21 protein-coding genes are annotated in these 21,175 nt (G+C 66.8%); 11 read left to right on the forward strand and 10 right to left on the reverse strand.

All coding sequences use genetic code 11. The features are described from left to right. Positions 1 to 19 precede the first annotated feature (19 nt). The 3 genes from B6S44_RS26880 to B6S44_RS26890 all read left to right on the forward strand — a co-directional run bounded on the left by B6S44_RS26880 (position 20) and on the right by B6S44_RS26890 (position 2,806). Positions 20 to 451, forward strand: coding sequence for an NAD(P) transhydrogenase subunit alpha part 2 (locus B6S44_RS26880; RefSeq protein WP_126115929.1), 432 nt, complete (start codon positions 20 to 22; stop codon positions 449 to 451). 5 nt (positions 452 to 456) lie between these two features. Then, positions 457 to 1,863 (forward strand): NAD(P)(+) transhydrogenase (Re/Si-specific) subunit beta, encoded by a 1,407-nt coding sequence (locus B6S44_RS26885; RefSeq protein WP_129159923.1) that lies wholly within the window; start codon positions 457 to 459, stop codon positions 1,861 to 1,863. A gap of 88 nt (positions 1,864 to 1,951) precedes the next feature. Continuing rightward, positions 1,952 to 2,806 carry an alpha/beta hydrolase gene (locus B6S44_RS26890; RefSeq protein ID WP_129159924.1) on the forward strand — a complete coding sequence of 285 codons (855 nt, stop codon included), beginning with the start codon at positions 1,952 to 1,954 and terminating at the stop codon, positions 2,804 to 2,806. 10 nt (positions 2,807 to 2,816) lie between these two features. Here the strand turns inward: B6S44_RS26890 and B6S44_RS26895 are convergent, their stop codons facing one another. The 5 genes from B6S44_RS26895 to B6S44_RS26915 all read right to left on the reverse strand — a co-directional run bounded on the left by B6S44_RS26895 (position 2,817) and on the right by B6S44_RS26915 (position 6,303). Continuing rightward, positions 2,817 to 3,665 (reverse strand): tetratricopeptide repeat protein, encoded by an 849-nt coding sequence (locus B6S44_RS26895; protein ID WP_248309777.1) that lies wholly within the window; start codon positions 3,663 to 3,665, stop codon positions 2,817 to 2,819. 182 nt (positions 3,666 to 3,847) lie between these two features. Next, the gene (gene rpsU, locus B6S44_RS26900) at positions 3,848 to 4,102 is read right to left on the reverse strand and encodes a 30S ribosomal protein S21 (RefSeq protein WP_126116403.1); all 255 of its coding nucleotides are present in this window, start codon (positions 4,100 to 4,102) and stop codon (positions 3,848 to 3,850) included. Between the two features lie 168 nt (positions 4,103 to 4,270). After that, a complete protein-coding gene (locus tag B6S44_RS26905; RefSeq protein ID WP_129159926.1) occupies positions 4,271 to 5,371 on the reverse strand; it encodes a 5-(carboxyamino)imidazole ribonucleotide synthase in 1,101 nt (366 codons plus the stop codon). Then, complete coding sequence (gene purE, locus B6S44_RS26910) at positions 5,368 to 5,865, reverse strand: 5-(carboxyamino)imidazole ribonucleotide mutase (RefSeq protein ID WP_129159927.1); 498 nt, start codon at positions 5,863 to 5,865, stop codon at positions 5,368 to 5,370. Before purE ends, B6S44_RS26905 begins: the two co-directional genes overlap by 4 nt. A gap of 219 nt (positions 5,866 to 6,084) precedes the next feature. Beyond that, positions 6,085 to 6,303 (reverse strand): YdcH family protein, encoded by a 219-nt coding sequence (locus B6S44_RS26915; protein WP_110488657.1) that lies wholly within the window; start codon positions 6,301 to 6,303, stop codon positions 6,085 to 6,087. A 231-nt stretch (positions 6,304 to 6,534) separates the two neighbouring features. Here B6S44_RS26915 and B6S44_RS26920 point away from each other — a divergent pair, with 231 nt between their 5' ends. The 6 genes from B6S44_RS26920 (at position 6,535) to B6S44_RS26945 (ending at position 11,666) form a co-directional block, all read left to right on the forward strand. After that, positions 6,535 to 6,723: a YdcH family protein gene (locus B6S44_RS26920; RefSeq protein WP_057190633.1), complete on the forward strand. Its 189-nt coding sequence runs from the start codon at positions 6,535 to 6,537 to the stop codon at positions 6,721 to 6,723. A gap of 224 nt (positions 6,724 to 6,947) precedes the next feature. Beyond that, entirely contained in the window at positions 6,948 to 7,796 is an 849-nt protein-coding gene (locus B6S44_RS26925) for an AraC family transcriptional regulator (RefSeq protein ID WP_206735248.1), read from the forward strand. Positions 7,797 to 7,864: 68 nt separating this feature from the next. Then, positions 7,865 to 8,584, forward strand: a complete 720-nt coding sequence (locus B6S44_RS26930; protein WP_129159928.1) for an alanyl-tRNA editing protein — start codon at positions 7,865 to 7,867, stop codon at positions 8,582 to 8,584. An 8-nt stretch (positions 8,585 to 8,592) separates the two neighbouring features. Continuing rightward, positions 8,593 to 9,540, forward strand: coding sequence for a DMT family transporter (locus tag B6S44_RS26935; RefSeq protein WP_129159929.1), 948 nt, complete (start codon positions 8,593 to 8,595; stop codon positions 9,538 to 9,540). A gap of 8 nt (positions 9,541 to 9,548) precedes the next feature. Further along, positions 9,549 to 10,652 (forward strand): acetylornithine deacetylase, encoded by a 1,104-nt coding sequence (gene argE, locus B6S44_RS26940; protein ID WP_129159930.1) that lies wholly within the window; start codon positions 9,549 to 9,551, stop codon positions 10,650 to 10,652. A gap of 111 nt (positions 10,653 to 10,763) precedes the next feature. Further along, on the forward strand, positions 10,764 to 11,666 hold the full coding sequence (locus B6S44_RS26945; RefSeq protein ID WP_129159931.1) for a sensor domain-containing diguanylate cyclase: 903 nt from the start codon (positions 10,764 to 10,766) through the stop codon (positions 11,664 to 11,666). A 13-nt stretch (positions 11,667 to 11,679) separates the two neighbouring features. Here B6S44_RS26945 and B6S44_RS26950 read toward each other — a convergent pair whose 3' ends face one another. Further along, complete coding sequence (locus B6S44_RS26950) at positions 11,680 to 13,308, reverse strand: acyl-CoA synthetase (RefSeq protein ID WP_129159932.1); 1,629 nt, start codon at positions 13,306 to 13,308, stop codon at positions 11,680 to 11,682. A gap of 62 nt (positions 13,309 to 13,370) precedes the next feature. After that, on the reverse strand, positions 13,371 to 14,228 hold the full coding sequence (locus tag B6S44_RS26955) for a sulfite exporter TauE/SafE family protein (RefSeq protein ID WP_248309778.1): 858 nt from the start codon (positions 14,226 to 14,228) through the stop codon (positions 13,371 to 13,373). Between the two features lie 88 nt (positions 14,229 to 14,316). Here B6S44_RS26955 and B6S44_RS26960 point away from each other — a divergent pair, with 88 nt between their 5' ends. Together B6S44_RS26960 and B6S44_RS26965 are read left to right on the forward strand one after the other, a co-directional pair. Next, positions 14,317 to 16,233: a propionyl-CoA synthetase gene (locus B6S44_RS26960; RefSeq protein ID WP_129159933.1), complete on the forward strand. Its 1,917-nt coding sequence runs from the start codon at positions 14,317 to 14,319 to the stop codon at positions 16,231 to 16,233. A gap of 416 nt (positions 16,234 to 16,649) precedes the next feature. Beyond that, positions 16,650 to 18,344, forward strand: coding sequence for a methyl-accepting chemotaxis protein (locus tag B6S44_RS26965; protein ID WP_129159934.1), 1,695 nt, complete (start codon positions 16,650 to 16,652; stop codon positions 18,342 to 18,344). Between the two features lie 15 nt (positions 18,345 to 18,359). Here B6S44_RS26965 and B6S44_RS26970 read toward each other — a convergent pair whose 3' ends face one another. From B6S44_RS26970 to B6S44_RS26980, 3 genes are all read right to left on the reverse strand, one after another. Then, positions 18,360 to 19,244, reverse strand: coding sequence for an MBL fold metallo-hydrolase (locus B6S44_RS26970; protein WP_129159935.1), 885 nt, complete (start codon positions 19,242 to 19,244; stop codon positions 18,360 to 18,362). A 37-nt stretch (positions 19,245 to 19,281) separates the two neighbouring features. Then, positions 19,282 to 20,016: a DUF1013 domain-containing protein gene (locus tag B6S44_RS26975; RefSeq protein ID WP_129159936.1), complete on the reverse strand. Its 735-nt coding sequence runs from the start codon at positions 20,014 to 20,016 to the stop codon at positions 19,282 to 19,284. A gap of 146 nt (positions 20,017 to 20,162) precedes the next feature. Further along, complete coding sequence (locus B6S44_RS26980; RefSeq protein WP_206735257.1) at positions 20,163 to 21,164, reverse strand: NAD(P)H-quinone oxidoreductase; 1,002 nt, start codon at positions 21,162 to 21,164, stop codon at positions 20,163 to 20,165. Between the last annotated feature and the right edge of the window lie 11 nt (positions 21,165 to 21,175).

Here is a 21,175-nt window from a genome sequence, read left to right on the forward strand (position 1 = left end):
CAAAGGGGAGTGTCACGTCATGGCTAATCCGACACCCGAACAGGCGCTCGAACAGGCCCGCTCCGCCGCGGCCCTGGCGAAACAGGCGGCCGAGCTCGCGGAGAAATACGCCGAGCAGGCCGCCGCCGCCGCCGGCGCCGCGACCGGCGTCGACCCGACCGTCTACCGGCTCGCCATCTTCGTGCTCGCGGTCTTCGTCGGCTACTATGTCGTCTGGTCGGTGACCCCTGCGCTGCACACGCCGCTGATGTCGGTCACCAACGCGATCTCCTCGGTGATCGTGGTCGGCGCGCTGCTGGCGGTCGGTGTCCAGGCCGCGCCGGCCATGGGCGACGGGCCGCTCTGGGCCAAGGTCTTCGGCTTCATCGCGCTGATCCTCGCTTCGGTGAACATCTTCGGCGGCTTCCTCGTCACCGAGCGCATGCTCTCGATGTACAAGAAGAAGGGCTGACGCGCATGGCCGCCAATCTCGCCGCCCTTCTCTACGTCGTCTCAGGTGTCCTGTTCATCATGGCCCTGCGCGGGCTGTCGCATCCGACGAGCTCGCGCCAGGGCAACCGCTACGGCATGATCGGCATGGCGATCGCCGTGCTGACCACGGTGATCTTCTATCCGCCGGCCGGCTTCTCCGGCTGGCTTCTCGTCATCCTCGGCATCGCGATCGGCGGCGGCTTTGGCGCCTATATGGCCAAGCGCGTGCAGATGACGCAGATGCCGCAGCTCGTCGCCTTCTTCCACTCGCTGGTCGGCCTCGCCGCGGTGCTGGTGGCAGCGGCAGCGCTCTATGCGCCTGAGGCCTTCGGCATTGGCCAGGTCGGCAAGATCAAGGGCGCCAGCCTGTTCGAGATGGCGCTCGGCGTCGCCATCGGCGCGATCACCTTCACCGGCTCGATCATCGCCTTCCTCAAGCTCGACGGGCGGATGAGCGGCAAGCCGATCATGCTGCCGCAGCGCCATGGCATCAATATCGGCCTCGGCATCGCGCTTTTGGTGATGCTGCTGATCTTCCTGAAGACGGAGAGCCATCTCGTCTTCTGGCTGATCGTGCTGGTCTCCTTCGCGCTCGGCGTGCTGCTGATCATCCCGATCGGCGGCGCGGACATGCCGGTCGTCGTCTCGATGCTGAACTCCTATTCAGGCTGGGCAGCGGCGGGCATCGGCTTCACCCTCGGCAACATGGCGCTGATCATCACCGGCGCGCTCGTCGGCTCGTCCGGCGCGATCCTGTCCTACATCATGTGCAAGGCGATGAACCGGAGCTTCATCTCCGTCATCCTCGGCGGCTTCGGCGGCGATGACGCCGCGGCCGGCGCGGGCGGCACGGCCGAGGCGCGGCCGGTCAAGCAGGGCTCGGCCGACGACGCGGCCTACATCATGAAGAACGCTGCCAAGGTTCTCATCGTGCCGGGTTATGGCATGGCGGTGGCCCAGGCCCAGCATGCGCTGCGCGAGATGGCCGATCTCCTCAAGAAGGAGGGCGTCGAGGTGAAGTACGCCATCCACCCGGTGGCGGGCCGCATGCCCGGCCACATGAACGTGCTGCTGGCCGAGGCCAACGTGCCCTATGACGAGGTCTTCGAGCTCGAGGACATCAACTCGGAGTTCGGCCAGGCCGACGTCGCCTTCGTCATCGGCGCCAACGACGTCACCAACCCGGCTGCCAAGACCGACAAGGCTTCGCCGATCTACGGCATGCCGATCCTCGACGTCGAGAAGGCCAAGACCGTGCTCTTCATCAAGCGCGGCATGGCGGCCGGCTATGCCGGCGTCGAGAACGAGCTGTTCTTCAGGCCCAACACGATGATGCTGTTCGGCGACGCCAAGAAGGTCACTGACGACATCGTCAAGGCGATGGCGCACTGACCAGCGCAGCGATCGTCACAGCGATGTTGCAAGGGGCCGGCTCGATGCCGGCCCTTTCGCTTCGAGCGACTGCCGAAGGCAACAGGCGATGCGCAGGATCCTGAAGCTTCTCGTGATCGGCGGGCTCGGCGCCTATGTCGCCGTGCTGGCGCTGCTCTATGTCAAGCAGCGCGACCTGCTCTATCCGCGCAACCCGGCCCGTATCGATATCGCGACGGTCGACCTGCCGGGCGTCGAGGAAACCGAGCTGACGACCTCCGACGGCGAACGGCTTATTGCCTGGGTGGTGCCGCCACGCGAGGGCAAGCCTGTATTGCTGTATTTTCACGGCAATGGCGGCAATTTCGCCCGTGGCAATCGCCGGACGCGCTTCGGCGCGCTGACCGAGGACGGCACCGGGCTTTTCGCCGTGAACTATCGCGGCTATGGCGGTTCGACCGGGACGCCGAGCGAGGCGGGCCTGCTGCTCGATGCACGTGCCGCCTATACCGCCGCGGTGGCACGCTTCGGGGCCGGGCGGTTGATCGGCTATGGCGAATCGCTCGGGACCGGCGTGGTGCTGAAGCTTGCGGCCGAGCAGCCGCTCAAGGCCGTGATTCTCGATGCGCCCTATCTATCGACAGCCGCGGTCGCGCAGCTGACCTATCCCTATGTCCCGGTCGCGCTCCTGATGAAGGACCAGTTCCGCTCTGACACGGTGATCGGCAGGGTGCGGGCGCCGCTCCTGGTGCTGCATGGCGAGCGTGACCGGGTCATTCCCTTCGCGCAGGGGCGGGCTCTTTATGAACTGGCCAACCCGCCGAAGCGCTTCATCCGGTTCCCGGAAGGCAATCACGAGAACCTGCCGGCGCATGGCTCGGTGCCGGAAATCAGGCGCTTCCTCGCCGATCTCGACGCCAACCGCCTGACGGGCAGTGAGATGAAGACGGCAGAGAGGCCCTGAGCAGAGCGTCTCAGAAGCGGAACATGCCACCGCCGCCCCCGAGGCGGGCTGAGCCGGCGCGGGCGATCTGGTTGTTGCCGTCGAGGCCGAGGGCGCGCTGATAGGCCTCGCTCGCCTCGGTCTTCTTGCCCTGCTTCTCGAAGGCGAAGCCGCGGCCGGCCCAGGCGGCGGCATTGCGGTTGTCGACGTTGAGCGCGGCGGTGAAATCCTCGAGCGCCGGGTCGTATTTGCCCAATGCGTTGAGGCTTTCGCCGCGGGCGATGTAGGGCGGGGCGGTATAGGGGTTGCGGTCGATCACCGAGTCGAAATCGGTGACGGCGTGCTGGTGCTGGCCTTCCTTCTGGTAGACCAGCCCACGGGCGTGGAACGCTTCGGCCGCTTCCGGGTTGAGGCGGATCGCGGCGTTGAGATCGGCCAGCGCCTGCTGGCTGTTGCCCTGCACCCGCAGCAGATTGGCACGGGCAATGTAGGCCGGGGCGTAGTTCGGATTGGCCGTGGTCGCGCGATTGAAGTCCTGTAGTGCGGCGTCGTTGCGCCCGGTCTGGCGCAGGGCCAGGCCACGATTGGTGTAGGCCGGCGCGAAATTGGAATCGATCTGCACCGCCTTGGTGAAGTCGGAGATGGCGTCGGAGTAGCGGCCGACGCGGGCATAGGCCGCGCCACGCGTATTATAAGCCTGCGGGTCGTTCGGGTTGCGGCTGACCACCTCGCTGAGCGAGCCGATATTGACGCTTGCAGCCTCGGTGTTCTCGGTCTGGAGCTCGGCGATGCCGGCGCCGGAGCCCATGCTCACCGTGTCGCAGCCTGCGAGCGCGAGCGCGAGGCCCGTCGCGATCAGCCAGTTCCTGCCTGTGACCATGTTCTTACCCATCCGCTCAAGCTCTCGCCTGCCATGCGGCACGACCGCCCCGGCACACCGCCCGTCTTCCAAAACGCCCAAGCCCTGACAAAGTTTGGTTAACGGCCCTACAAAAATGACAGCGCCCGGAGAAGCTCCAGGCGCGGATGGATACCAGAGAGGCTCTGGGCGGCGATAGCTGGTCAGACCGGCCGAGCGGGGCGCTCAGGACGCTTCGGCTTGACCGGCGCCGGCAGGAGGCCCTCGCGCTGCAGCTTCTTGCGGATCAGCTTGCGGGCGCGGCGGACGGCTTCGGCCTTCTCGCGTGCTTTCTTAACGGACGGCTTCTCGTAATGGCCGCGGAGTTTCATCTCACGGAAGATGCCCTCGCGTTGCATCTTCTTCTTCAGCGCCCGCAGCGCCTGATCGACGTTGTTGTCGCGAACGAGAACCTGCACGTCTAGTGTCCGTCGTTATCGGTGGTCCGGAATCCGGGCGGCGACCTCTCCAGGGAAAGATCGCCGCGAAGCTGGTGCGGATACCAGAATTCCCGCGAGCTGTCCACGCTGCACCACGGCAAAACCGCCGCAAATGCGCGGTTTTGGCGGGTTGCGGGCGTTCTTCCCTCAGCCGGCTTCGGGGAGGATGCGGGTGACGTGGCCCATCTTGCGGCCGGGTCTCGCCTCGCGCTTGCCGTAGAGGTGCAGGTGCGCGCCGGGTTCCGCCAGGATGGCCTGCCAGTCGTTCGCCTGATCGCCGATCAGGTTCTGCATGGTGACATGGCCCCGCCGCGCCGTCGCGCCGAGCGGAAAGCCGCAGACGGCGCGGACATGCTGGTGGAACTGCGAGGTCTGCGCGCCCTCGCTGGTCCAGTGCCCGGAATTGTGCACACGTGGGGCGATCTCGTTGACGACCACCTGCTCGCCGCTTTCACCCTCGACCAGGAAGAACTCGACGGCGAAGACGCCGACATACCCCAGCGCGTCACCGATGCGTCTGGCGGCCTCGATGGCGGCGTCGGCGGCTGCTGGGCTGATGCGCGCTGGCACCTGCGTCAGCGCCAGGATGTGGTCGCGATGCTCGTTTTCGCAGACGTCGAAGGCGGCGGAAGAGCCGTCAGCGGCACGTGCGGCGACGACCGAGACCTCACGCGAAAAGGTGACGAAACCTTCGAGTACAGCTGGAAAATGACCGATCTCATCCCAGGCCTGCGCGAGATCGACGCTATCGGTGATCTTCACCTGCCCCTTGCCGTCATAGCCGAAGCGTCGCGTCTTGAGCACGGCCGGGCGGCCGAGCCTGGCCACGGCCTTATCGAGATCGGCGAGCGAATCGACTTGCTCGAACGGTGCGACCGCGAGGCCGAGCCCGGCGACGAACCGCTTCTCGCTGAGACGGTCCTGCGTCACCGCGAGCGCCCGGGCGCCGGGATGGAGCGGGGTGCGGGCGGCGAGGAAGGCCGCGGTCGCGGCCGGGACGTTCTCGAATTCGTAGGTCACGACGTCGACGGCGTCGGCGAAGCTGGCGAGCGCCGCCTCGTCCTCATAGGCGCCGATGGTGTGGCGGGCGGCGACTTCATAGGCCGGGCTGTCGGGCTCGGGCGCGAAGATATGGGCACGCACGCCGAGATCGGCCGCGGCCAGTGCCAGCATGCGGGCGAGCTGGCCACCACCCAGGATGCCGAGGACGGCGCCGGGGCCTAAGCCCCGCGGATCGGGCTGGCTCATGCCTCGTCCTTCGGGCGTTCGGCGACAGCATTGCTCAACCGGGCGCGCCAGGCGTCGAGGCGTTCGGCAAGATCGGAATCGGAGAGTGCCAGGACCGCGGCTGCGAGCAGGGCGGCGTTGATCGCGCCGGCCTTGCCGATGGCGAGCGTGCCGACGGGAATCCCGCCCGGCATCTGCACGATCGAGAGCAGGCTGTCCTGGCCGGAGAGCGCCTTGGATTCGACCGGCACGCCGAAGACGGGCAGCGGCGTCAACGAGGCCGTCATGCCCGGCAGGTGCGCGGCGCCGCCGGCGCCAGCGATGATGACCTTAAAGCCTTCCGCCCTTGCGCCCTTGGCGAAAGCGTACATCCGGTCGGGCGTGCGATGAGCCGACATGATGCGCGCATCGAACGCAATGCCGAGTTCGCCGAGTGTCTCGGCGGCGTGGCGCATCGTCGCCCAGTCGGACTGGCTGCCCATGATGATGGCGACGGGAGGGGTCGGCTCGGCCATGAAATACGTGCTTCCCGGCAGGAGGGAGGAAGCGCGCGATCTAGACCGGCCGCAGCGTCACAGGCAAGGGCCGAATCGAGATTCCTGCGGAATTCCCGCGCTCTAGAGACGGATTCACCCATCAGGCCGAAGCGGCCTGATGGGTGAATCCGTCTCTTACTTCTGGTTTAGAGACCGCTTTTGCCGATCAGCTTGCAGACAAGCTGATCGGAGCGGGCTCTAGGCGATGATATCCGGCGTCAGCTGGTCTTCGAGATAGGAGATGCGGTCGCGCAGATAGAGCTTGCGCTTCTTCAGGCGCTGGATCTGGATTTGGTTCACCGGGCCGAGCCGCTCGAGGGCGTCGATCGCGCTGTCGAGATCGCGATGCTCCTCGCGCAAGCGGGCCAGCTCCGCCTCCAGGACTTCGATCTCCTCCGGGCTCAGTTCGAATCCCATGAAGCCGTCTCATCATCGCCGCGATCGGGCGCGACTATGCGCAGGCACGGGCGGCGCGGCAAGGGTGTCGCCCGGGCAGATGCGGGCCGGCTCGCTCGCATTCACGCGCCTCGGGAAAGGTCTCGGAAGGGATCACAGAAACTCATGGTGCGGTGCACGTCTGCCCCGCAGACGTGAAGCCGGCTCTGTGTCAGACTTCACCCTGCCAGAACGCTCATCAGGAGGATCCAGATGTCGCTGCAGACACATCTCGCCGAGCTCGAACGCAAGCATCGCCAGCTCGAGGACGCTATCGCCCAGGCGGTATCAAGCCCCTCGTCGAACGATCTCAGCGTGGCCGAGCTCAAGCGAAAGAAGCTGCTGCTGAAGGATGAGATCGAGCGCGTGCGGCTCACCATGCCGTCGCCGACACTACATTAAGATGACAGCGGGCCGCGGCGGCCCGCATCGAACTCACGCAAAATGCGGATAGCCGGCCCCGAGAGGGGCCGGTTTTTCTTTAAGAGAAATCGGGTGCCGGATTTGTTGCGAGCTGACGGATCGGGGGGTGAGAACGGCAGAATCGGCGGCGACCCGATGCTCCGGAACCAGAGGGGTTTGAAGCGCTCCGCCAACAATGCAAGAATCAATCGAGACAGGGAGACGTGCCGTTGCCTCGCGTCGATCCACGCAACACCACCCGCTACTGGAACGTGCCCGGCATCGACGGCCTCAGCTGCCTTCACGCCGACTTCACGACGCATGATTACGCGCCTCACCAGCACGACGCCTTCGTCGTCGCCGTGACGGAGAGCGGCGGCTCCGAATTCAAGAGCCGCGGGCGCTGCGATGAAGCCCGCGAGAGCGTTCTGCTGGTCTTCAATCCTGCCGAGCCCCATTCCGGCCGGATGGGCTGGAGCAAAAACTGGCGCTATCGCTCGCTCTATCTGACGCAGCCCGCGATCGAGGCGGTGAGCGCCGATCTGGGGATCGCCCGGCCGGCCTATTTCATGCGCAATGTTCTTGCCGATGCCGACCTGATCGCGGCGTTCGCTCGATTGCACCATGTCCTCGACGATGGCCACGACCCGCTCGAGGAGCGCGAACTGCTCGTCGCCAGCTTCGGCCAGCTCTTTGCCCGCCATGGCGACGGCGCCCGATCGATCCCAACTGCGCCACGCGACGAGGCGGCGGTCTCATTGGTGACGAAGGGAATGACGTCCCGGCACGCCGAAAGCGCGCTGACCCTGACCGAGATGGGCCTTTGGGTCGGCCTGACGCCGTTCCAGCTCATCGGCCTGTTCAAGCGCACGGTCGGGCTGACGCCTCACGCCTATCTGACACAGCTTCGCTTGAAGACGGCGGTTCGGCAACTGAAAGCCAGCGTGCCCATTGCCGAAGCCGCGCTGGCCAGCGGCTTTTATGACCAGAGCGCGCTGACCAGGCACTTCAAGCGCTCGTTCGGAATCACGCCGCTGCAGTTCCAGCGGGCGAGTATCAGCGCCGGGCGATGATCTTTCAATTTCCGCCAATACCGCACTGAGCCAGGTCGCCAGACTCCTCATCGAAAAGGAGTCTTCGGGTGACGCGCTATTTCTGTCTGGACGAGCCGGAGGTGTTCGAGCTCGAAACCGCGGTGACGGCTGCCGAGCCGGGGCGCGTTCGGCTCGACCGATCGCCGTTCTATCCCGGCGGTGGCGGCCAGCTTGCCGACCGGGGCAGATTGCACTGGTCGGGCGGCGAGGTCGCGATCACCGGATTCGAGACGCAGGCAGACGGCATCTGGCACCTGCTCGCCGAGCCGGTCGTGCCCTCGGGCGCCGTGGTCGCGCAGGTCGATCGCCCGTTCCGGCAGCTGATGCGCGAGCTCCATACCGACCTGCACATCGTCAATGCGCTCGTCTACCAGGGCTTCGACGGCGCGCTCGTGACTGGCGTGCAGATGAACGAGGATGGCACCGCGCGGATCGATTTCGATCTACCGGAAGCCGATAATGAGCGTTTGCGCGGCCTTGAAGGCGCGATCAACGATGTGATCAGACAGGACCTGCCGGTCCTCGAGACCTATGTCACCGAGGATGAGGCGTTCGACGAGCCAGGCCTGATCCGCTCGCGCTCGGTCACGCCGCCTCCGACGGCTGATGGCAGGATCAGGGTCGTCGAGATCGCTGGCCTCGATCGCCAGGCCTGCGGCGGCACGCATTTGTCGGCGACGGGCGCGTCACGTCCGCTGCGCATCCTGAAGATCGACAATAAGGGCCGCCATAACCGGCGCCTTCGCATCGGCCTTGAAGGCGCGTGAAGTCGACCATGCCCGCCATCCTCAAAGGGCTCTGGGAACGACCGCTGCTGCTGCTGTGGCTGCCGCCCTTGTTCTGGGCCGGAAACCTCGTCCTTGGTCGCGCTCTCGGCGCGAGCTTTCCACCTGTCTCGCTCGCGCTTGCGCGCTGGCTCGTGGCGCTGGCTTGCCTTGCGCCCTTCATCGGCCGGCAGGCCTGGCGGGAGCGGGCGCTGCTGCGGCAGCACCTTGCCCTGATCGTCGCCTGCGGCGCGTTCGGCGTGGCCGGTTATAATGCGCTCGGATATCTCGCCCTGCGGACGACGCCTGCCGCCAGCGTCGCCTTCCTGAACTCGACTTTGCCGTTGATGGTGCCACTCGCAGCCTTCGTGCTCGGCGTCGAGCGCGTTTCCGGCCGTACGCTCGCCGGCATTGCCGTGTCCTTCGCCGGCGTGGTCTGGATCGTCGCGCGGGGCGATCTGCAGCAGCTCGGCGGATTGCGGGCCGATGGCGGCGAGTTCCTCGTGCTCATCGCGGTTGCCAACTATGCCGTCTATTCCGTCCTGCTTCGGCGCAAGCCGGCAGCCTTGAGCCCGTTGGTGTTCCTGGCCGCCACCATGGCGGCGGGGCTCGTCGTGCTCGCGCCGTTCTGGGCCTTCGAGCTGATGCAGGGTGCTCACATTCCGACCGATGCGGGCTCGGTTGCGGCGGTTCTCTATATCGGTGTGTTCGCCTCGCTCATCGCCTTCATCCTTTGGGGCCATTGCGTGGCGACCCTCGGGCCAAGCGTCACCGGCGTTTCGTTCCATCTGGTGGCGCTGTTCACGGCCCTGCTCGCGGTCGCGGTTCTGGGCGAGCCGGTGCGCGGCTTCCACCTCGTGGGCATGGCGCTGATCCTCGCCGGATTCTTCCTCGCGACCGGCAACTGGATAGGCGCTCGGCTGCGGCCGGCACGGCAACCCGGCGCGTCTCGGCTCTGAGGGCTGTCATGGATACCACCGAGATCCTGCGCAGGCTTGTGGCCTTCGACACCACCTCGCGGCGCTCCAATCTCGATCTGGTCCACTGGGCCGCCGACTATCTCGACAGCGCAGGAGCGCGGGTCCGTCTGACCAGTAATGCCTCGGGCGAAAAAGCCAATATCCTGGCGACGGTCGGCCCCGATGCACCGGGCGGCATCATCCTCTCCGGACATACTGATGTCGTTCCCGTCGACGACCAGGATTGGGATAGCGACCCCTTCTCGCTCATCAGCCGGGATGGGCGCCTCCATGGCCGCGGCGCCGTCGACATGAAGGGTTTCGTCGCGGCCTGCCTTGCAGCCATCCCCGCATGGCTGGCCCGGGATCTGCGCCGGCCGATCTACCTTGCCCTGTCCTATGACGAGGAGGTCGGCTGTGTGGGCGTGCCGCTGCTGATCGCCGACATGCTCGCGCATTGCCCACGACCGGCGCTCGCGATCATCGGCGAGCCGACGCAGATGCGCATCGGTCTCAGCCATCGCGGCTTCTACGGCTACCGCAGCGTCTTTCGTGGCCGTGCGGCCCATTCGAGCGACCCGCGCCTCGGCGCCAGCGCGATCGAGCCGGCGGCGGCGCTGGTCGCGGCGCTTGCTGCATTCGGAGACGAGCGAAGCGGTGGCGGTGGAACCACAGTCAACATCGGCAGGATCGAGGGTGGCAGCGCCATCAACATCGTCCCCGAGCGCTGCGAGATTGTCTGGGAGTTTCGGCCGCCCGACGCAACTGCCGCCGAGGCTGTTCTCGCCGTCGTGGAGGGCCTGGCGGCTGGGCTGGAGGCCGGGGTGAGCGTCGAAACGGTCCCGCTCGCGAGCGTGCCGCCGCTCAATTGCAACCCCGACAGTCCGGCAGTCGGCGTGGCACGCCAGCTTGGCGGCCTATGGCCACCGATCACGATGCCGTTCGGAACCGAGGCCGGCTTTTTCCAGCAGGCGGGCATCCCGGCCTTGGTCTGCGGCCCCGGCTCGATCGCGCAGGCGCATCAGCCGAATGAGTGGATCGCCATCTCCGAGCTCGCGGCGGCTGACCGCTTCCTCGCGCGTGTCGGAGACTGGGCAGCCGCGGAGCTGTGAGGCGAAGACTTCCCGGCGAGCCGTGTTGTAGCCGACATTGCACTTTCGACAGCCCGGTTTTACCCGCCGCTAAAGACTCCAGCTTAGCGTATCGTCAGGAGTGCGGCGTACATGGCGTTGTTCGGCGATATCACCGAGAGTCTCTTCGAGACCAGCGGCACGCTTGTGGCGCTCTTCGATCCGCAGGACATCCTGCGGCGGTCGAACGCGGCCTATCGCGAGACCTATGGTGTCGCCGCCAATGAGGAGATCAGCTGGGCCGAGATCCTGCGGCGCAATTTCGAGCAGCGACGCGGCGTCGCCGTCGCGACCGAGGATTTCGAGCACTGGCTGACCTCGGCCCGGTCCCGCCGCGGGAAGAGCCCATACCGCGCCTTCGAGACCGATGTCACCGATGGCCGCTGGCTATGGATGACCGAGACGGTGTCGCCGACCGGCTGGATGCTGTGCATTGCGTCCGACATCACCGAGCTGCGAACGGGTGAGCGCAGCCTGCGCCAGGACCGGGACAGCGCCCGCAAGGCCTCGCAGACCGACGAACTGACCGGCATCTCGAACCGGCGCTACTGCATGAGTGTGCTGCAGGAGACCATTGCGAAGGCGAGCCTTGGCGAGGTTAGCGAAACCTGCGTCGCGCTGCTCGATATCGATCGCTTCAAGCAGATCAATGACCGTTTCGGCCATCAGTTCGGCGACGCGGTGCTGATCGATTTCGGCAAGAGCGTGCAGAGGAATCTGCGTCCTGCCGACAGCTTCGGCCGGGTCGGCGGGGAGGAGTTCTTGCTGATCCTGCCGCAGCTCGGGCCGGCGGCAGCCGAGCTTCTGATCGAGCGTCTGTTCAGAGCGGTCGGCCGGCCTGGATCGCTACCGTCGCAGCCTGGCTTCCACTATTCGTTCTCGGCGGGCCTGACGCAGATCAGGCCAGGCGATACGCTGGCAGAGGTCTATCACCGCGCCGACGCTGCCCTCTACGATGCCAAGGTCGGCGGCCGTGGCCGGCAGATGTCCGCCTGAGGGTAGGGCGAGTTCACAACGCCCGCGCCATCTCGCGCAGCTTGAACTTCTGGATCTTGCCGGTCGAGGTCTTGGGCACCTCGGTGAAGACCACGGTCCGTGGGCATTTGAACGAGGCGAGCAGGGTCTTGCACCAGGCGATGATCTCGTCCTGCGTGGCTGTTTGCCCCGGCTTCAGCTCGACGAAGGCGCAGGGCGTCTCGCCCCATTTCTCGTCGGGGCGGGCGACGACGGCGGCGGCCTGCACGGCCGGGTGCTTGTAGAGCGCGTCCTCGACCTCGATCGAGGAGATGTTCTCGCCGCCGGAGATGATGATGTCCTTGGAGCGGTCCTTCAGCTGGATGTAGCCGTCGGGATGCATCACGCCGAGATCGCCGGAATGGAACCAGCCGCCCTCGAAGGCGGCCTTGGTCGATTTCGGGTTCTTGAGATAGCCCTTCATCACGACATTGCCGCGGAACATCACCTCGCCCAGCGTCTGGCCGTCATGCGGCACACGCTCCATCGTCTCGGGATCGAGCACGTCGAGCCCCTCCAGTGCCGGATAGCGTACGCCTTGGCGGGCCTTCAGCGCGGCCTGCTCGCCGCCGGGCAGGGCGTCCCAGGCGCCGTTCCATTCGTTGACCACGGCGGGGCCGTAGACCTCGGTCAGCCCGTAGAGATGGACGACGTTGAAGCCGGCCTGCGCCATGCCGGCGAGCACGGCTTCGGGAGGCGGGGCCGCGGCGGTGAAGAAGTTGACCTTCTGGGCGAAGCGGCGGCGTTCGGCATCGGGCGCGTTGAGCAGCGCCGACATCACGATCGGCGCGCCGCACATATGGGTGACGCCATGGTCGGCGAGGGCGTCGTACATCGCCTTGGCGCGGACCTGGCGCAGGCAGACATGGGTGCCGGCGAGCAGCGAGATCGTCCAGGGGAAGCACCAGCCATTGCAGTGGAACATCGGCAAGGTCCAGAGATAGACCGGGTGCCGCCCCATGCCGCCGGTGAGCACGTTCGAGGTCGCCAGCAGGTTGGCGCCGCGATGATGGTAGACCACGCCCTTGGGGTCGCCGGTGGTGCCGGAAGTGTAGTTCAGCGCGATCGCGTCCCACTCGTCCGATGGCATGACCCAGTCGAACTCGGGATCGCCCTGCTTGAGGAACTCCTCGTACTCGATGCTGCCGAGGCGCTCGCCCGGCCCGTCATAGACCGGGTCGTCATAGTCGATGACGAGGGGCTTCACCTTGCAGAGCGTAAGCGCCTCCCTGACTGTCTTCGAGAATTCGCGATCGGCGATCAGCACCTTGGCCTCGCCATGGTCGAGCGAGAAGGCGATGATCGCGGCGTCGAGGCGGGTGTTGAGCGTGTTCAGCACCGCGCCGCACATCGGCACGCCGTAATGGCATTCGAGCATGGCCGGCGTGTTCGGCAGCATCGCCGCGACCGTGTCGTTCTTGCCAATGCCGTGCTGCTTCAAGGCGGAGGCGAGCCGGCGTGTGCGGGCATAGAACTCGGCATAAGACCGCTTCAGCGGGCCATGGATGACGGCGATATGGTTCGGGAAGACACTGGCGGCGCGCTCGAGGAAGGGCAGCGGCGAGAGCGGCTGGAAGTTCGCCGGGTTACGGTCGAGATCGGTATCGTAGGGCGAAATCGGCATGGCGTTCGGCGTTCCCGGCTGTCGTTGCTGGTCAGCCTAGAAGCGCGCCTTGCTGCGGGCAATCAGCTGAACAGCGGACGCAGCCCGTCGAAGACGAGTTTTACGCCGACCGCGACGAGCAGCCAGTAGATGATGGTGTAGAAGCGCTCGGCCGGAACGCGCCTGACCAGCCAGACACCGGCGATGGTCGAGAGGATCGCGACCGGGGCGAGCGCGGCCGAGGCCGAGAGGTTCTGCGCGCTGAACTGGCCGAGGATGAAATAGGGCAGCACCTTGATCCAGTTCATCAGCGCGAAGAACAACGCGCCGGTGCCGACGAAGACGGCCGGCGGCAGGCGCTGCGGCATCACATAGATCTGGAAGGGCGGGCCGCCGGCATGGGCGATCATGCTGGTGAAGCCGCAGATGGCGCCCCAGACCGTTCCGGCGGCATAGTTCGCCTGCGTAACCGGCTGGGCCGCGGTCTTGCCGGCGAGGAGCCGGCGCAGCGCGAAGCCGATCGAGATGATGCCGACAGCAAGGCCGACGACGGCGTCGGAGACCTTGGCCGCGAGGAGATAGCCGGCGAGCACGCCGAGCAGCATGCCGGGCAGCAGCGTTGCGAGGTTCCGGCGGTCGAACTCGCGGCGATAGGACCAGACGGTGACGACGTCCTGGATAATCAGGATCGGCAGCATGATCGCCGCTGCCTGCACCGGCGAGACGATCAGCGCCATCAATGGCAGCGAGAGCAGGCCAAGGCCCGAGAAGCCGCCCTTGGACAGTCCCATCAGGACGACGGCGGGAACCATGACGGCGAAGAAGGTGAGGTCGAAGGTCATCGTCCCGCGCGGCTGCCGGCTGAGCCGGTTGTGCAGCACAGCCCATGCGGTTGCGCTGAAAGTCTGACAGAGCAGTGCTTGCACGCAAGCGACGGACATGGGCACGATCCCGCGCCAAATCCGGCCCGCAGACGGCCAGCCCGGAGTGCAGCTCTAGGCCGATAGCAGGCGAAGAGGAACGCTTTTGATGACTGCCAGCCATGCAAGCCGCTATGCGCAGACCTATGCCGCCTGGCAGCGGGACCCTGAAGCCTATTGGGCCGAGATCGCTGAGGGTATCGAGTGGATCAAGCCACCGCAGGCGATCTTCGACGCGAGCGCCGGCATCTATGGCCGCTGGTTCCCCGATGCGAGCTGCAACACCTGCTTCAACGCGCTCGACCGGCATGTCCGCGACGGCCGGGCCGACCAGACGGCGCTGATCTATGACAGCCCGGTCACCGGCACCAAGGCGAGCTTCACCTATGCGCAGATGCTCGACGAGGTTTCGACCCTCGCGGCCGTGCTGCAGGATCTCGGCGTCGGCAAGGGCGATCGCGTCATCCTGTACATGCCGATGATCCCGGAGGCGGCCATCGCCATGCTGGCCTGCGCCCGGATCGGCGCAGTGCATTCGGTCGTGTTCGGCGGCTTTGCGGCCAAGGAATTGGCGACCCGGATCGACGACGCCACCCCGAAGCTGATCATGACCGCGACCTGCGGCATCGAGCCGACGCGCGTCGTCGAATACAAGCCGCTGCTCGACGCAGCGATCGATCTTGCGACGCATAAGCCCGACGCCTGCATCGTGCTGCAGCGGCCGCAGGTCGACGCTTCCATGCATGTCACCCGCGACAAGAACTGGCGCACGCTCGTCGCCGCCGCCCGTGCCAATGGCCGGAAGGCCGACTGCGTCGAGGTCGCCGCAACCGACCCGCTCTATGTGCTCTATACCTCCGGCACGACGGGAAGGCCCAAGGGTGTGGTGCGCGACAATGGCGGGCACATGGTCGCGCTGCTGGCGACGATGACGCAGCTCTACGACGTCAAGCCCGGCGAGGTGATGTTCACCGCCTCCGATGTCGGCTGGGTCGTCGGCCACAGCTACATCGTCTACGGGCCGCTGCTGCTCGGTGCGACCTCGATCCTCTATGAGGGCAAGCCGGTCGGCACGCCCGATCCCGGCGCCTATTGGCGGGTGATCGCCGAGCACAAGGCGGTGGTGATGTTCACCGCGCCAACCGCCTTCCGCGCGATCCGCAAGGAAGACCCGCAGGCGACCTATCTCAAGAATTACGATCTCTCGCAGTTCCGCACGCTCTTTCTCGCCGGCGAGCGCGCCGATCCCGATACGCTGAAATGGGCAGAGGAGGTGCTGAAGGTGCCGGTGGTCGACCATTGGTGGCAGACCGAGACCGGCGCTTGCATGGTCGGCAATCCGGTCGGGCTGGGATTGCTGCCGATCAAGCATGGCTCGCCGAGCGTGCCGCTGCCCGGCTACGACATCCAGTGCCTCGACGAGGGCGGCAAACCGGTTCCGCCGGGCACGATGGGCGCGATCGTGGCCAAGCTACCGCTGCCGCCCGGCGCGCTGCCGACGCTCTGGCAGGACGATGCCCGCTTCCGCAGCGCCTATCTCGAGACCTATCCCGGCTTCTACAACACCTCGGATGCCGGCTTCATCGACGAGGACGGCTATGTCTTCATCATGGGCCGCACCGACGACATCATCAACGTCGCCGGCCACCGGCTCTCGACCGGCGGCATGGAGGAGGTGCTGGCCTCGCATCCGGCCGTGGCCGAATGCGCCGTGGTCGGCATCAGGGACGCGCTCAAGGGCGAGCAGCCCTGCGGCTTCGTCGTGATGAAGGCGGGGGTGACGCAGTCGCCGGCCGAGGTCGAGAAGGAGCTGGTCGGGCTGGTGCGCGACAAGATCGGCCCTGTTGCCGCCTTCAAGCTGGCGATCACCGTGGCCCGGCTGCCGAAGACGCGCTCGGGTAAGATCCTGCGCGCCACGATGAAGAAGATCGCCGATGGCGAGGAGTACGCCATGCCGGCGACGATCGAGGATCCGGCGGTGCTGGCTGAGATCGGCGTGGCGCTGAAGGGCAGGGGGCTCGGCTGAAAAACGCAGAAGCGTTGTTCGACGAAAGTACAACTTTACGTTGCTTTAAATAGAATCGTTCAGGATCGCAGGCGCTTATCCCGCCGGATTTAAACGATGGCGCCTCGCCTACGCGTCGGAATGCTGGCCTTGGCGATCGGTGCGTTGCTCGCGCCGGTCGGCGTTGTCCTCGCCCCACGGGAGGGGACGGTCGTGCTCGTGCTGGCCACGAGTTCCGCGGCAGCCGCCGAAGCAGTGAGCCGGGCAGACGGTGTCATCCTCGCTTCGGTTGGCCGTTTCGGACTGCTGGCCCGCTCGCAATCTCCCGGTTTTTCCACACGCCTCTACAGCTCCGGCGCCGCGCTCGTCCTGGCAGGACTGGGCGGCGGCTGTTCCGGCCAGACGCGCGATCCCCTCATCTCAGCGAGACGGTCCCCATGAGCTTGAGCCTCGAGACGTTCCGCCGGGCCTTCGCCAAACCGCTGATGGCGGGACAGTGGCTTCTGGTGCCGGTGACCTGCGCCGTCGCCTGGTTTGCCGGTCATCCCGCGCTGATCGCGATCGGGCTGGTCTCGACCCTGCTCGCCGCAGCCACGACGCTGGCCTGGCGCTCGGACGGGATCGGCCTGTCGACGCGCCTGACCTCGACCATTGCGGTGAACGGGCAGGTGGCGCTGCTGGTCTTCGCCTGCGAGGGCACGCGCTACCAGATCGACCTGCACATGGCCTTTTTCGCGGCGCTTGCGGTGATGACAGCCTGGTGCTGCTGGCGTTCGATCGTGGCGGCGACTGCAGTCGTGGCAGTGCATCATCTCGTGCTCAACTTCGCCTATCCGGCGGCAGTGTTCCCGGATGGCGGCGAGTTCGCCCGCGTCGTGGTTCATGCCGTCATCCTGCTGGCCGAAGCGGGCGCGCTGGTCTGGATCGCGCAGCGGCTCGCGACTGCGCTCAGCCAGGCTGACGAGGCGGCTTCGACGGCGCTCGCCAATCAGGAGCGCGCCGAGGCGCTGCGCCATGACAGCGCAGTGGCGGAAACCGGCCGGGGCGAAATCGAGGCGCGGCTGATCGAGGCGGTCTCGGTCGTGGTCGATGCGGCCAAGCGCGGCGACTTTTCGGTCCGGACCGCGCAGACCGCCGAACTCGGCCGCTTCAGCGCGCTGGTGCGCGGCATCGATGAGCTGACCGGGGCCTGCGAGAGCTTCCTGGACGAGACCGATCGGGCCCTCGCGGCCCTCGCCGACGGCGATCTGACAGCGCGGATGTCGACCCGGTTCGAGGGACGGCTTGCCGCCGTCGCCGGCAACTTCAATCGTTCGACAGAAGCGCTCGCAGGGGCGCTGGCGGCGGTGGTGCAAAACGCAGGGCAGACGCGCATGGCCGCCGAGGATATCCTCTCGGCGACGCTCGACCTGTCGCAGCGTGGGCAAAGCCAGGCCAACGCGATCCAGGACACCTCCAGCGTCATCGAGGAGATCGCGGCGACGGTTCGCCAGACCTCCGACATCGTCCAGGCGGCGGCGCGCAAGGCGCGCGCGACCGCCGACGACGCCGGCGCTGGGGTTGCGGTTGCGGGCCGCGCAGTCGAGGCGATCGACAAGATCGACCAGCAGGCGCGCCGGATCGTCGATATCGTCGAGGTCATGGACGGGCTCGCCTTCCAGACCAATCTGCTCGCGTTGAACGCCTCGGTCGAGGCGGCGCGGGCGGGCGATGGCGGTCGCGGCTTTGCGGTTGTCGCGACCGAAGTCCGCCGGCTCGCCCAGCAATCGGCCGACGCGGCGCGCGACGTCCGGGCCTTGATCAGCGAGACCAAGGTCCATGTCGACGAGGGCGTGAAACTGGTGCGCGAGGCTGGCGCCAGCCTCACTACCATCTCCGGCGAGGTCGAGGAGGTCGCCCAGGCCTTCGGCGAGATCAGCCAGGCGACGGCGGAGCAATCGCAGGGCGTCGGCGCGATCGAGCGAGCGCTGGTCGAGATCGATGCCGCCACCCAGGACAATGCCCAGGCAGCGGAACGCACCGCTGCAGCAGGGCGCGGCATGGCGGAGGCGGCCGAGGCGGTCGCAAAACTGGCGGCAGGCTTCCGGCTCGGCGGTGAGCAGGATCGCGCAAGAGTGCGCCGGGCCGCCTGAGCGGCGCGTCCGTGATTAGAACCCCAGCGCGGCGCCGTTCCAGCGCAGCAGTCGCGCCGGCAATTCCAACCGCATCAGGTCCTCGCCGACGATCAGCGGTCCGGCATAACCGCCGGCGCGAACCTCGGCGAAGAGCGCCGCCGTATCGCCCCCCGGCGGGACGATATGGGTCAGCGCCAGCGCCTTGACGCCGGCGCGCTCGGCAAGGCCGGCCACAACCGCCGGCGTCATGTGATAGCTCTGGACCGAAGCGACGGTCTCGGCCGAGCGGACACCGGCGGTGACCGGCATCTGGCTGTCGATGAGGACCTCGCAGACGAGGAGGTCGCAATCCCGGGCGGCTTGCTTCAGCGACGGCGTCAGGCGCGTGTCGCCGGAGAAGACGATACGGCTGCCGGCCGCCGACAATGACAATCCGAAGGCGGGCTCGACCGGCTTGTGGTCGACGAGGAAGGCCTCGATCACAAGAGCGCCCAGTCCCGCGACCGGGCCTTCGCGCAATTCCTCGAAGACGACCTCGAGACCGGTTGCGTCCGGACGCTTCTCGAAGGCGATGCGCAAGGCGCGCTCGCGGGCGAAGGCCTGGTACTGGCCGCGCATGTTGGCAAGCGCCGGCTCGGGCGCGATCACCCGCCAGGGCCGGTTCCGACCCTGGTGCCAGGACGAGACGACGAGCTGGTAGAAATCGACCAGATGGTCGGAGTGCTCATGCGTGACGATGAGCGCGTCGATCTGCGACCCGGCATGGCCGGCGGCGACGAGGCGCTGGCTGACGCCGGAGCCGCAATCGATCAGAACCTTGACACCACCCGCCTCGACGAGATGAGCCGGTCCGGCGCGGCGCAGGCTGACCGGCGGTGCTCCGGTGCCGAGGAAGGTGAAGGCGAGATCAGTGGTCACAGTCACTCGCCTTCAGCTCTGGTCCGGTCAGCAGAACTCAGTAGCCGCCGTCGTCGTCCTCGTCGGCCGAGCGTTTGAGCTGCTTAAGCTTGGCGAAGACGGAGTCGACGTCGATCTTCTCCTCCTCCTCGCGCTTCGGCCGGCTCATGTCGGCGAAGGGCTGCGAGGCGGGCGCCGGCTGCGGCGCAGTGGTCACCTCGGCCGGGAGCAAGGTCGAGCCGGTTTCCTGCACGACCATGGCCGGGCGATCCTTGGCGGCGCGCGCGACTTCGAAATCGAGGTCGATCTGCGAGGACAGGCCGAGGCTGACCGGATCGATCGGCTGCAGCTGCTGGGCGTTCCAGTGCGTGCGGTCGCGAATCTGGGCGATCGTCGTCTTGGTCGTGCCGATCAGGCGGATGATCTGCGCGTCCTTGAGCTCGGGATGGTTGCGCAGCAGCCAGAGGATCGCGTTCGGGCGGTCCTGGCGCTTCGAGACCGGGGTATAGCGCGGCCCCTTGGTGCGCTTGATCTCCGGCACCTTGACCTTGCGCTCGGCGAGCTTGAGCTGGTGCGCCGGATTCTTGGCGGCACGCTCGAGCTCCTCGCGGGTGAGCTGGCCGGAGGTGATCGGGTCGAGGCCCTTGATGCCGGCCGCAACTTCGCCATCAGCGATGCCGCGCACTTCGAGCGGGTGCAGTTTGCAGAACTCGGCGATCTGCTCGAAGGTCAGCGAGGTGTTCTCGACCAGCCAGACCGCAGTGGCTTTCGGCATCAGCGGCGTTTGTGACACGGGCCGTCTCCTGGAATGTCGCGGGCAATAGCTCTCAGGCGCCGACCGGCCGCCCCGGCCGGTCATCCAAATCATCGACGATGAGGAGGATGGCGCGCCTTATAGGCAAAGCTGGGATCGCTGTCCATGGAAAGCAGAGACAGAGGTCACACCGTCAGCACGATCTTGCCGATATGGGCGTTGCTTTCCATCAGCGCGTGCGCCTCCGCAGCCTGCCCCAGCGGGAAGCGGGCGTGAATCACCGGCTTGCAGCGCCCTTCCGTCAGCAGCGGCCAGACCCTGTCTTCGAGCTCGCGCGCGATCGCGGCTTTCTCGGCGATCGTGCGCGGTCGCAGCGTCGAGCCGGTATGAGTCAGGCGTTTCATCATCAGGCGGCTGAAATTGACCTCGGCCTTCGGCCCATTGAGGAAGGCGATCTGGACGATGCGGCCGCTCTCGGCGGCGGCGTCGTAGTTGCGGTTGATGTAGTCGCCGCCGACCATGTCGAGGATCAGGTTGACGCCGCGCCCGCCGGTCGCCGCCTTCGCCGCGGCGACGAAATCCTCGGTGCGGTAGTTGATGGCGTGGTCGGCGCCGAGGTCGCGGCAGGCGGTGCATTTTTCGTCCGACCCTGCAGTGGCCAGCACGGTCGCGCCAAAGGCCTTGGCGAGCTGGATCGCGGTGGTGCCGATGCCCGAGGTGCCGCCATGCACCATGAAGCTCTCGCCCTTCTTCAATCCGCCGCGCTGGAAAACATTGGTCCAGACGGTGAAATAGGTCTCCGGGATCGCGCCGGCTTCCTCCAGCGACAGCCCGGCCGGGATCGGCAGGGCATTGTCCTCATGGACCACGGCGTATTCAGCATAGCCGCCGCCAGCGACGAGCGCGCAGACCTGATCGCCGACCTCGTAGCGCGACCCGCCTTCGCCGAGGGCGACGATGCGGCCGGCGATCTCGAGACCGGGGATGTCGGAGGCGCCGGGGGGCGGAGCATAGCCGCCCATGCGCTGCAGCACGTCAGGCCGATTGACGCCGGCGACCGCGACATGGACCAGGAGCTGGCCGGGACCAGGCTGCGGAACCGGGCGCTGCTGCGGTTTCAAAACATCCGGACCGCCGGGGGCATCGAAGCCGATGGCGGTCATCATCGCGGGCAGGGCTGTCATGATGGGCATCCTGT

Origin of the sequence: Allobosea sp. Tri-44, assembly GCF_004123845.1 — a bacterium.
GTDB lineage: Bacteria > Pseudomonadota > Alphaproteobacteria > Rhizobiales > Beijerinckiaceae > Allobosea.